7 protein-coding genes (1 of these 7 cut by a window edge) are annotated in these 12,127 nt (G+C 65.2%); all 7 read right to left on the reverse strand.

The annotated features are described in order from the left end of the window. Positions 1 to 7,371, reverse strand: the start of a protein-coding gene (locus ACED18_RS10400; protein WP_377291782.1) for a tandem-95 repeat protein. 24,594 nt of this gene lie to the left of the window's left edge; the window shows 7,371 of its 31,965 coding nt (coding positions 1-7,371); its start codon is at positions 7,369 to 7,371; its stop codon lies off the left edge, out of view. 677 nt (positions 7,372 to 8,048) lie between these two features. Continuing rightward, positions 8,049 to 8,855: an SDR family NAD(P)-dependent oxidoreductase gene (locus tag ACED18_RS10405; RefSeq protein ID WP_377291784.1), complete on the reverse strand. Its 807-nt coding sequence runs from the start codon at positions 8,853 to 8,855 to the stop codon at positions 8,049 to 8,051. Between the two features lie 2 nt (positions 8,856 to 8,857). Next, positions 8,858 to 9,706, reverse strand: coding sequence for a fumarylacetoacetate hydrolase family protein (locus ACED18_RS10410; RefSeq protein ID WP_377291786.1), 849 nt, complete (start codon positions 9,704 to 9,706; stop codon positions 8,858 to 8,860). A 2-nt stretch (positions 9,707 to 9,708) separates the two neighbouring features. Next, positions 9,709 to 10,134: a cupin domain-containing protein gene (locus tag ACED18_RS10415; protein WP_377291788.1), complete on the reverse strand. Its 426-nt coding sequence runs from the start codon at positions 10,132 to 10,134 to the stop codon at positions 9,709 to 9,711. A gap of 26 nt (positions 10,135 to 10,160) precedes the next feature. Continuing rightward, on the reverse strand, positions 10,161 to 10,556 hold the full coding sequence (locus ACED18_RS10420; RefSeq protein ID WP_377291923.1) for a RidA family protein: 396 nt from the start codon (positions 10,554 to 10,556) through the stop codon (positions 10,161 to 10,163). Next, entirely contained in the window at positions 10,549 to 10,968 is a 420-nt protein-coding gene (locus tag ACED18_RS10425) for an acyl-CoA thioesterase (protein WP_377291790.1), read from the reverse strand. Before ACED18_RS10425 ends, ACED18_RS10420 begins: the two co-directional genes overlap by 8 nt. A gap of 345 nt (positions 10,969 to 11,313) precedes the next feature. Beyond that, a complete protein-coding gene (locus tag ACED18_RS10430) occupies positions 11,314 to 12,126 on the reverse strand; it encodes an SDR family NAD(P)-dependent oxidoreductase (protein WP_377291792.1) in 813 nt (270 codons plus the stop codon). Position 12,127 lies beyond the last annotated feature (1 nt).

A 12,127-nucleotide genomic window follows, 5' to 3' on the forward strand; every position in this document is an offset into this window, starting at 1 on the left:
GTGGAGGTTCAGCCCGACGGTGGCGAAAATCCCGCCGGTCACACCAGCTGCGACGATGCCGAAATCGAGAGAAACGGTCAGCGCTGCCCTCACCGTCATGGTAATTTCAGCGGGATCGCCCCCGGTATTGCGCGGGTCGTCGGAAATGTAGAAGCCGAGCAGAAGGTCCGTCAGGTCGCGCGAGGCTTCCGGCTTCGAAAGATAGGTCTTGAGGCCGAAGCTGTCGTAGCCGAAGGCGAGGTCGATGCGGAATTCGAGGCTGCCGGTAAAGGCGAGCGTGATCGGCGGCGACGGATAGACCGGGATGGTGATCGTCGGGAACTGGAAGGGGAAGGAGAAGGTCGGCAGATCGATCTCGATCAGATCCACCGTCTGCCCGAAGAGCAGGCCGATCAGGCTTGCCGGGTTCTGGATGAAGGGGACGCTGATGCCGAAATCATCCTGAATCGGGATCGAGGCCCAGGGCGTCGCATGCAGGCTGGAGGCCATGCTGCTCTGGGCGCTGCTGAGGAACGAGGCGAATTGCGAGGTGGAGGTGCCGGCATTCAGCGGCATGCCACCGGCAACGCCCCGCGGCAGGCTGAGGTTGAAGCCGCCGAAATTGAAATCGCCGATCTCGATGTAGATGTTGTTGCCGACATTGCCGACGAGGCCGGCGATATCGGAGACGACACCCACGGCCTCGATGAATTTCGTGACCGACTGGAGTTCGGGGATCTGCGACGCGAGCGACAGGATGGTGACGGGATCGCCCGAAAAGTCTGAGAGGATCGGGATCGGCGCGCGCAGGAAGTCGATGAGCGGCTTGACCGGCTCCAGCACCTTCTGGATGTCGCGCACGACAGGGCCGAGGAATTCATTGACGAATTCGCCGAAGTTGAGGCGCAGGTCGTTGAGGCCGAAGGAGAAATCGTTCGGCTGCAGCACGTTGAAATGCAGGCGCAGTTCACCCTCAATGCTCGGGAAGAGGCTGCTGTCGCCGAAGCTGCCATTGCTCAGGCGCTCGAAGCCGATGCCGAGACGGGCGTTGAAATCGAGATCGGCCATGAGCGAGCCGGTGACGGCGACATCGAGATCGTCAAGGGCCGTGGCGAGGTAAAGCTTGCCATCCGGGCCGCCGCCGCGCAGGTCGATGCCGAGCGTGCCGCTGACGCCCGATGGCGGTACGTCGTTTCCGGTGTCCTCGGTCAGCGTCAACTGCAGGAAGCCGAGTTCGCCGAGCATGGAGAACTGGTCGCCGACGCCGGCAAAGATCTCCGCGCTCACTTCGTTCTGCTTATCGGTGCGGATGTAGAAGTGCCGGTTGCGGTCGATGCCGAAGGACAGGGCGACGCCCCACTGCAGGCGGAACGCCACGGAGGAGGCCTCGTCCACCTTGAGCCCGAGGCCCGGCAGGCCGATATCGAAGCCGATGCCGCTGTTGATCTCCATGACGGAGCCGAGATCGATATCGACGCGGACATCCTCGACCTGGATCGGATCAACATTCTGGCCGTTGAACTCGGTGTAACCGGCATCGCCCGGCATCTTGAAGAAGATCTTGACCGCGCTGTCGGCCGGTCCCTTCAGCACAGGGCGCAGGGCATTGGTCAGGGTCGTATCGAGTTCGGAAAGGGCGGTTGCAAGGCCGTTGCCGAGCAGGGCGTTGAAATCGCGCTTGAGGTCGCGGATGAAGTTCTGGGCGCCCTGGTTGTTGGTGCCGAAAACGGACTTCAGCGCATCTCCGACCACAGGGATATCCTGGCCGAAGATGCGGCCCGCGAACATGTCTTCCAGCGAGTCCAGGAAGGCGTTCACGCCGCCGACGATCGTCTGCCAGTTCAGCAGGTTGAGGTTGGAGAAGAGATTGCTGAGGTCGGGCACCTGTACGGAGACGTATTGCGTGCTGTTGCCGCCTTGCAGAAGCGCCGTGAAGAAGTTCTGGAGGTTGGTGACATCGAAGATGATGTCACCCTTGTCCTCGCCGCCCACCCAGACCTCGATCGTCGTGTCGATCAGACCGTTGAGCGTGAGCGTGATGGGGCTGCCGCCAATGCCCGAATAGTTGAAATTTCCGAGATCGCCGAGTTCGGTGAAATAGTATCGCGGCTGGACGCTGGAGAAGCCTAGCCGGATTCTCGCAGGCGCGTTGGCATCGGTCGTTGACGACAACCGGATATTGCCGGCCGCGCTCTTCAGTTCGGCGCTGAGCGGGCCGATGTTGGCGCGCACCGAAAGGGCGGCATTGTTGCGCACCAGCAGGCCGAGTTCGATGCCCGTGGCGCTGTCGATATAGGGCTTGGGGATGAAGCCGAGCAGCGGATTGCCGGCATCGGTGCTCGACAGGTTGAAGCCGAAGACGAGGCTGGCATTGACGCTCGGCGTGACCGTGATCGAGCCCGCGCCCTCCACCTGGACCAGCGCACCGACGCCCGGCAGCTGCTGGAGCGCGCCAAGACCGAGCGATTGCAGGTTGAAGGACAGCGGCAGGTTGACCGGCGCGATGGTCGGCGCGAGTGCCACGGTGAAGCGCAGATCCGCTGTCGAGCGGTTGTAGGCGATCGTCACATAGTCCTGCACACCGCCGAAAACGGAGCGCAGCGCATTGTTGAGCAGCGCCTGCAGATCGGCAAGGGCCGCGCCCGGATTGGCGGCGAAGCGTTCTGCCGCTTCCGCCATGTCGTCGATGAAGTCGAAGGCATCGCCGATCTTGACGCCGACGACCGGGATTTCCTCATTGAAGATCGAGCTGTCGGTGCTGTCGGCGAGTTCGCGCAGGAAGGTGGCGACGGAGCGCACGAGCGCGATCCAGTCGGCCGAGTCCAGATTGCGGAAACGCAGGAAATCCTGTGTCGCGGAGAAATCCGTGGTCCAGCCCGAGGGATTGAAGAGATCGGCCGCAACGATGCGGAAGGTGGCATTCGGCACCTGCAGCAGCGTTGCCAGCGGGCCGCGCACGGCGATCGGCAGGGTAAAGTTGCCGGATCCGGTCAGGTTGAGGTCGAAATAGGTGTCGAGGCTCGAGATATTGGCGATGAACTGCCGCAGGGTCAGTTCCGGCGCGGACATGACGAGGCCGGCGGCGCCGGTGACGTTGAGCGAGGCATTGGGAATGGCGACTTCCAGCGGACCAAGCTTGGCCTCGGCGCTGAAGGTGCCGGATATGGTCAGCCCGGTCTGAAGCGCGAAGTCGGCAAGCGCGATGCGGTCGAGAAGATCCGAACCACCCTGCTGGATGGCGCTGCGCGCCCCTGATGTCTGCGAGGCGGCCAGCCCGAGTTCGGTGCGGGCCGTGCCGCTAGCAGGCGTGGTGATCTGGATCGAGGACACCGCCCCGTTGGTCGCCACGAAGACGAGACGGTTGGTGGTGGTGTCGAGATCGGCGCGGATGCCCTTGCCCTGGGCGCCGAGCGTCGTGTTGATCGGCGACAGGGCGGCATTGATGTCGGTGACGAGGTCGGAGGGGCGGACATTGCCCTGGACGATCACATGCCCCTGGGCATCCGTCTGCGGCGCGGCCGTGGCGCTGGCGCGCACGGTGACGGTGCCGAGCGAAACACCATCGACGACGACGTTGAAGCTGGCATCGCCGCTGAGGCGGCCATCGGCCGCGAGCGTGCCGCCGGCCGCCGCCACCCGCACAGGCGCTGCGGTCTGATCGGTAAAGCCGAGCTGCGTCACAGCCGTGTTGGTGAGCGCGGCCTGGAGGCTGAGCGACGGGATGGCCGGATTGCTGGAGGCAAGCACGAACTTGCCGTCCTCGACGGTGACGGCGATGGCGTCGGCAGCCAGCCCGCGCGCCGTGAGCGCGGCGGAGATTGCGGCGCGCAGGTCGCTGGCGAGATCGTTGATGCCGGCATTGCTGGCGGTATCGGCACTGCGCACCGTGACCTGAAGCGTCTGGCTGCCGGCGGCGAGATCAAAGACCGCATCCTGCGTGAGGCGACCGGTGGAGACCGGCGCCCGAACGGCCTGGAGACGCCGACCATTGGCCGACATGTCGAAGGCGATGGTGAGGCCGAACTGGCTGGTGAGCGCGATCGACAGATTGCTGGCACTGGCGCGGATGCCCGCGAAATCGCCGAAGCCGGCGGCGAAGGAAACGCCGACGCCAGCCAGCGGATCGAGCGTGTTGTTGAGCTGCAGGCCGATCGAAAGCACATCGGTGGCGGCGTCGTAGCTGACGGGCAGATTGGCAACGTTGATGCCGAGCAGGGTGGCAAGGCGCGTGCGGAAACCCTCGATGGTCGAGGGGCCGGTCGCGCCGGTGCGGAAGCCGAGGAAGACATCGTCGGCGGCGCTGTTGAGGTCGGCACCCTTGTCGAAGAAGGGATCGATGACGCTTTCGGCGAAGTTGGTCCCGAGATCGAGCAGGCCGCCGAGCGTCTGATCGACGAAGGGAAGCCGGATATCGAGATAGCTGCTGTCGGAGAGCTGGTTCAGCCAGTTCAATGTCTGGCGCAGGACCGACATCAGGTCGGCCGCGTCGAAATCGACGAGGTTGCGCAGATCGTCCGCGGTCGGGCCGGTAAAGTCGAATTGGGTGATACCGCCGTTGAAGGGATCGCCGCCGAAGGTCAGTTGCGCGGCCAGTTGCGCGCCGGTCGGCAGCCGCGTCGTCACGTTGAGCGCACCGGCGATATTCGATGCGGTGACATTGACGGCGATCAGGCCTTCGGCCGTCGAGCCCGTGAGGTCGCCGATGGTCAGCACGCGGGCCGTGGCCCCACGCCCGCCGACCGCGATGGCAACGCCGCCGTCATAGCTCACGGCGCCCGTGGTCTGGGCGCTGCCGAACATGCCGAGCGAGACATCGGCCGAGCCCAGCAGAGCGCCGTTCAGCGCCACCGAGAGATCCTTGACCTTGACGAAGATCGCGTCCTCGGGCGCGATATCCGGGGTCAGGTCGATGCCGAAGGTGATTTCGAGGACGGTGCGGAGGCCGAAGCGCATCGTGCCGCCGAGCGTCAGGCCGGCGAGATCGCTGTCGCCGGTCAGCGAGACGGTCTTGTCCTTTCGCTGGTCGATGGCCACGCGCAGCGAATAGACAAGCCGGTCGCCGGCCGTCGAGAAGCCGAGCCGCGTCGCGTCGGCATCCGTAAGCGCCTGGAAGAGATTGCCGACCGCGCCCGTGACCTGCACGGCCTGTACGTCGGTCAGCTGCCGCAGACGGCTGTCGATGGCGACCTGCGCGCGGCTGCCGAAGCCGGAGGTGAGGCTGCCGGCGGCACCGGCGGCCGACGAGAGGCCCTCGCCGAGTGCCGTCAGCAGCTGGTTTGCGCCGATGAGATCCAGAATGCTTTCATTGACGAGCGGCAGATCGCGCTGCAGCACGTCAATGGACTGCAGGAAATTGCCGAGATCCTGGAACCAGCCCGAAAGCTGCTGCATCAGGGCCGCCTGGGCCGCGTTGATCGCGCCATCCACCAGCGCCGGCAGCGCGCCCTGGACGAAGGTATTGAACGCGCCACTGTCGACCGTCACCTGCGGGGCGCCACCGGCGCCGATGTTCCAGTCGAAGGCGATCGGCAGGGGCGGTGTGCCCTCGCCGAGGAATTCCGCGCCGAGATCGGCACTCACATGGGCGAAGATGTCGGTACTCAGCGGACCGACGATCGCCAGCGGATCGGCGATGAGGTCGTCCAGCGTGATGCGGCCATCGGCCGTGCCGCCGACGCGGTCATCCACGAGACCAATGCGGGCGCGGGCCTGTTTCGTCGTATCGATGGCATTGCCCGTCGAGCCGGCGACCGCGACCTGCCCGTTGGTCAGCGTCAAGCGGGCCGGTCCGAGATTGGCGGAGCCGGCAAAAAGGGTGGGCGTCGTGACGAGAAGGGCAAGTTCGGCCGCCGAATTGGCCCCCTCGACCAGATAGATGCGCTGCGCCGGCGTCAGCGGCGCGCCGGAAATGTCGATGCCGACCTCGACGCCGAGCTTCGCAGACCCCTCGACATGGGCCGTGCCCTCGAAGGTCAGGAGTTGGCCGAGCACGGTCTCCCGGATCGAGACGGGCAGATCGGTAGAGATGCTGCGGGCGAAATCGAAGGCGAAGCGAATTTCATTGGCGGCGAGCACGGCATCGACATCGAGACCGGTGACGGTTTCGAGCGTCGAGATGACCTGCTGCAGCGTCGCGGTCGCGGTGTCGAGGAGCTGGTCGACGGCGGCAATGGCGTCCTGCACCTTGTCTGCGAGATCGTAGAGGCTTGCCAGCGCATCATCGAGAACCGGCAGGTTCTTCGGCAGCGCATCGGCCAGCCGCTCGACGATCTGCGGCAACTGGTCGAAGAAGGAGCGCAGCATCGTCTCGAAGTCGGCCTGATCGAGATGCAGCAGGTTTTGCAGGAGCGAGCCCGGCGCGAAATTCACCGTTGCATTCGAGCCCTGCAATCCGCCCGTCCAGGTGACGCCGAGGGTCTCGGCCGTGGGCAGGAGCGACGAACTGAAGGGGAGCTGCAGATTGGCATTTCCGGTGACGGAGGCCGTCAAAAGGACATCGAGCGGCGTGCCTTCGAGTTCGGCAAGCGTGATGATACCGCGACCATCGGCATTGTCGGGATCGACAAAGGAGCCGCTGGCCTCGGCATGCAGCAGCGCGCTGCCGTCGGTGACCGTGAGGTCGATCGTCTGGAATCGGATCGAAGCGTCAATGTCAGGTGCACCGGCATCGACGCTCGCGCCCAGCGCTGCCGAACCGAGGAAGAAGGTGGAGGTGGCGAGATCAAGGCCGAGGGAGAGATCGAGCCGCGCCGTCGCCGACCCGGCAAGCGCGATGTTGCCGGTGGTGACCAGATCTGCATCGGGGATGCTTCCCGAAAGGTCGAGAATAAGGCCTGCCAACTGCTCCGTGGCCGATAACGAGAGGCCAAGTCGGTGGTCGGAGCCATTGACCGTGTGCGTGACAGGACCCAGCGAACCTGCCAGCGTATCGAGTTCCGCAACCAGACCCTCGACAGTGGCCGTGGCACCGGCGGCGATCCCGGCGAAATAGTCGGACGCCGCGCTTCTGACACCATCAACGATGTCGCGCGCGTGCACCAGCTCGCCCAGCGGCCGATCAATAATCGGCACATTCTGCGAGAGAACCGGCTCCAGAATGAGGTCGTCAAGCCGATCACCGAGCGCGCCCAGCCCCCGCAGGAGCACATCCTGCGCACCCGGCAGAAGATCTGCCGACAGCAGCAGCCGCGGTTCGAGCGGTTCGGCAGACAAAAGCGGCCGCGAAGCAACAGCCCGCGACTTCGCTCCACCTGCCACACCTCCTGCCGGCCGCGGCGGCGCATTATGCCGCCCCAGCGCCTTCAGCAGCGGGACGCCCAGTCCCGTCGCATCCGAAAGCGCCGTCGATCCCAGCATCCATTCCCTGTCACGCCCGCCCCGAAAGACCGTCATGGTCTGCCCCATCGAAGAAATGAATGGAATATGCGTATTCTTACAACTCTTCTTGAGATTGCACGCGGGAGACAGAAGAGTCCACGGGAAGAAGCAGCCATTTTTAGACTTTATTAACGAGGCAGCAGCATATTCTATTGTGCGTAGATATTAGGTATAGGATAACCCTAAGAAAAAGCGGGGAAATTCGAGTATTTCCTGCCGCAGAAGCGTAAGTCGTATCTTCCTTTCCGCAAAGGAAAAGTCTCGGGGAAGAATGCGGATGACGCGACCGTAGACGGAGCGCGGCCTTGATACCCGCCCTGCGCGACGTTCCGAATTCATCATGTCTGCCTGTCATCCCCGCCATCTCTGGCGAAAGTGACGGCGATCTTCGGTACTGCTTAGCATTGTGGAGGGCGCGCCGTATCCGTCGGTTCCCGACGCACGGTGACAGCGTTTCGCCGTCCGGGGCCCCGGGTGCCGGGACGGCGCTCTTGCAGCGGATGAGGTCATGCCTGTCTGGGCGATGATGCTGCGCGGCGGCTCTGCCGCATTGTCCAGCCGCAGCGATCCCGCTTCGGCTGGACATGTCCTAGAGTATTTCCGGTGAAAACGGGAGCACCTGAAATGCTCTATCTATTTGTTTTTACGCAGTCTGGACGCAAAACCGCTAACGCACTTTTGCTGGACGTGCTCTAGAAGATCCCCGTTTCCGTCGCGACACGGCGATAGGCGGCGCCGGCCGTGAAGCCGCCGTCGATGACGAAGTCCTCGCCGGTGATGAAGCCGGCCGCATCCGATGCCAGGAAGGCGACGAGTTCGGCGATCTCTTCCGGCGTGCCCGAGCGCTGCATCGGCGTCATCCCGATCATCGGCTTCAGATGGGGACTGGAGGCGTTCAGCCCGGTGACGACAAGGCCGGGGCAGACCGCGTTGACGCGGATGCTGTTTCCCGCAAACTCCATGGCCGCGCTCCGGGTCAGGCCGCGAAGCCCCCATTTGCTGGCGGTATAGGCCGGGTCGTAATGGCCGGAAAAGCCGCTGTTGGAGGAGATGTTGACGATGGCGCCGCCGCCCGTCTCAGCCATGACGGGCGCGACCGACTGGATGCCGAGGAAGGCGCCCGTCAGGTTCACCTTCATCACGCGCTCCCATGCCTCAAGGCCGGTATTGGCGACCGTCGAGCGGTTGATGATGCCGGCATTGTTGACGAGCACGTCGATGCGGCCCTTCCAGTCGCGGGCAAGCGCGACCGCGCCCTCCCAGCTCTTCGGGTCGGAGACGTCGAGATAGACGAAGCGGGCCGCGCGGCCCTCCGCTTGCAAGGCCTCGGCCAGGGCGCGGCCTTCCTCGGCCAGCACGTCGGCGATGATGACGGCCGCGCCGCGTGCGGCGAAGAGGCGGGATTCGGCCTCCCCCTGCCCGCGCGCGCCGCCGGTGACGATGACCACGCGGCCGGCGAAATCACGCCGTTCCGGATCGCTTCCGGTTTCTTCGCTCATCCTCAGTCCCTCGCTGCAATGGTCGTCTGGCGCTGTTCGCCGAGACCCTCGATGCCGAGCCGCATGGTCTGGCCGACCGTCAGGAAGACCGGCTCCGGCTTGATGCCCATGCCCACACCCGGCGGCGTTCCGGTGGCGATCACGTCGCCGGGCTCCAGCGTCATGAACTGGCTGATGTAGCTGACGAGATGGGCGACGCCGAAGATCATCGTGCTCGTATTGCCCGTCTGCCGGCGCACGCCGTCCACGTCGAGAAAGAGCGCGAGGTTCTGCGGGTCCGCCACCTCGTCGCGCGTGACCAGCCAGGGGCCCGTGGGGCCGAAGGTGTCGTGGCTCTTGCCCTTCGTCCACTGGCCGCCGCGCTCGGACTGGAAGGCGCGTTCGGAGACATCGTTGACGACGCAGTAGCCGGCGACATGCTTCAGGGCCTCGGACTCGGAGACGTATTTCGCCCGCGTGCCGATGACGACGCCAAGCTCGACTTCCCAGTCGGCCTTCAGCGATCCGCGCGGGATCTCGACATCGTCATTCGGACCGATAACGGCGGAGCTCGCCTTCATGAAGAGGATCGGCTCGTCCGGCGGCGCCTTGCCGGTTTCCTTTGCGTGGTCGGCATAGTTGAGGCCGACGCAGATGAACTTGCCCGGACGCGGCACGCAGGCGCCGATGCGATCGACCGTCACCTCCGGCAGCGTGGCGGGATCGATGGCGGCAAGACGCGCGAGGCCGGCATCCGAGAGCACCTCGCCCGAGAGATCGGCGATCACGCCCGAGAGGTCGCGCACCGTGCCGTCTGCGGCAAGAAGGGCGGGCTTTTCGGCGCCCGCCGGGCCATGGCGAAGAAGCTTCATGGTCAGGCCCGCCGGAAGCCCTGGAGGATGCTGTCATCCACATCGGGCAGGTTGACGACGATGTTGTCGGGCGTGCGGGTCGTCAGCCACACCAGTTCTTCGGTCGTGGACATGTTGACCTCGATATGCGGCCAGTGGGGCGGCACGAAGATGAAGTCGCCTTCCTCCATGTCGAGGAATTCCTGCCAGTTCTCGCCGAAATAGATGCGCGCCTTTCCCTTCAGCACATAGCCGCCGGTCTCGGCCTCGCCATGGTGGTGGGGATAGGAGCGGTAGCCGGGATCGTTGGAGACCTTGCCGAACCAGATCTTCGTAGCGGGCGTGTGCTGCGGGCCGACGCCGGAGACGCGCACGCAGCCGCCGGACTGGCCGGTTCCGGTGTCTTCCTGGCCCTTGCGGGTGATGACGGGCATAACCTTGCTGCTCATGGGATTTCCTCCTCTGACGTCTCTTCTCAATCGGGAACGACGGCCAGCGCCTGGATCTCGATCTTGGCGCGGTCTTCCATCAGCGCCACGACCTGCACGGCGGCCATGGGCGGGAAGTGGCGGCCGATGATCTCGCGATAGGCGGCGCCGATTTCCTTCATCTGCGATTTGTAGGCCTCGCGGTCGGTGAAGTACCAGGTCATCTGGATCAGGTGCTCGGGCCTGGCATTGGCCGCCTTCAGCACGCTGACGATGTTGATGAGCGTCTGGCGCACCTGGTCGGCGAAGTGGTCGGAATGGAACTGGCAGTTCTCGTCCCAGCCGATCTGGCCGCCGACCTGAACGATGCGGCCGCGCGCGCTGATACCGTTGGAATAGCCGATCGGCTTGGCCCAGCCGTCGGGCTGGATGATTTCATGCATCATGGGAAGGCTCCAGGTAGCGGGAAAGGCCGGCACGCACGTCGTCCGGCCAGGGGTGGGACTTGTGGTCGATGGTCGATGTCATCACGAGGCGCTGGCGCACCGTCCAGATGACGTCGCCCCTGACGGTGACGACCGTTTCGAGGTCGAGCGAGGCGCGGCCGATGGCGCGCACATGCACGGCAAAATCCAGCACGTCGCCATAGACGGCCGGCTTCTTGAATTCGAGGTTCATGGTCACCACGGGCAGGCCGAGCTTGCGCTCGAACATCAGCTCCTTCCAGGTGACGCCGAAGGAGGCAAACATCGCCTCGTTCACATCGACCAGCATGGAGAGATAGGCCGGGTGATAGGCAATCCCGGTCAGGTCGCAATCGCCGAAGCGCATGGGTTTGGAATGGGTGAAGGGCATGGTCATGCTCCGCTTGATGCTGTGATTGCGGGATCGCACCCGGTGCGCGCACGGAGGTTTCCGGGTGCGCAAGGCCTTGGAGACGGCTGATGCCGTGCGGTGCGGCGATACCCCCCTCTGTCACGTCGTGACATCTCCCCCGCAAGGGGGGAGATCAGAGGGAGCCTGCGGCAGCCGGCAGCACTCACGATCCGAATCCGTCGAGCATCCGGCAAAACCGATGGAGGCGAAGAGGCCAGCCGTTCAGCCGATCTCTCCCCTTGCGGGGGAGATGTCCGGCAGGACAGAGGGGGGTGCCCTGCCTGCATCGCATCCTTGCGAAAAGCACACATGCCGATCATCCCCTCACCCCGCCATGATCTCGCCGCCGGCGACCGCGATCGCCTGGCCGGTGACGGAAGCGGCGCCCGGCGAGGCGAGCCAGAGCACGGTGTCGGCCACCTCCTGCGGCTGAACGAGGCGCCCCTGCGGGTTGGATGTCGTGAACTCGGCCAGCGCTTCATCGGCGCTGCGGCCAGTTTTTTCGACGATGGTGGCGATCGCGCGCCGGATGATCGGCGTATCGGTAAAGCCGGGGCAGACGGCGTTGACCGTCACGCCCTTTTTCGCCAGTTCCAGCGCGAGCGCCCGCGTCAGCCCGATGACGCCGTGCTTGGCGGCGCAGTAGGCCGAGACATAGGCGTAGCCGGTCAGCCCCGCCGTGGAGGCGACATTGACGATGCGCGCGCCCTCGCCCCGCGCCTTCAGGTCCGGCAGCACGGCCTGGGTGACGTTGAAGACGCCCGTCAGGTCCACACCGATCACCTGGGCCCACATCTCCCCCGTGGTCTTCTCGAAGGGCGCGCTCGGCGCCTCGCCGGCATTGTTGACGAGGATGGAGACGGGGCCGAAGGCGGCCCGCGCGGCTTCCAGCCCCACCGCAATCGCCGCCGGACGCGTCACGTCGAAACCGTCGCGCACATGGACGCCCGCACCGATCTCCGCGGCGAGCGTTTCGAGCGGCTCCAGACGCCGGCCGGCCAGCGTCACGCGCGCCCCGGCCGCCGCGAGCGTGCGGGCGATGGCCGCGCCGATGCCGGAACCGGCGCCGGTGACGAGCGCATGGTGGCCTTTCAGGGGAGCCATGAGGGGAGCCACGAGGGGATCGGGGGTCGGCATG

The sequence above is a fragment of the Rhizobium sp. SG2393 genome (assembly GCF_042610495.1).
GTDB lineage: Bacteria > Pseudomonadota > Alphaproteobacteria > Rhizobiales > Rhizobiaceae > RU20A.